At 64.4% G+C, this 278-nt stretch carries 1 protein-coding gene; it reads left to right on the top strand.

Going from position 1 to position 278, the window contains the following annotated elements:
* Window positions 1-119 precede the first annotated feature (119 nt).
* A partial coding sequence (locus tag AC0L3B_RS39405; protein WP_473383196.1) for a PilW family protein occupies window positions 120-278 on the top strand: 159 nt, incomplete at its 3' end.

Here is a 278-nt window from a genome sequence, read left to right as displayed (position 1 = left end):
AGCGGTGACGAGGTCACTATCAGCATCAGTTGGGAGGATGCCAGGAGCGCGAGCAGCCCCGGTGCCCGGGAGACCTTCACCCTGACCAGTCGAGTTGCCAATGGGCGAGGGACGTCGCAATGATCCGCCCGGCGCGGGGTTTCGGTCTGGTGGAGTTGCTGCTGGCATTGGCCATCGGGCTTGTCGTGGTGCTGGGTGCAAGCCAGGTGCTGATCAGTTCGCGATTGACCCAGGCCAGTCAGCAGGCGGCCATGGTGCTGCAGGATGATGCGCGGTTC

This window comes from Bradyrhizobium sp. Kon56 (assembly GCF_055807635.1).
Note: the sequence above shows the minus strand (reverse complement) of the source record. Positions and strands in the feature narration are given on the sequence as shown.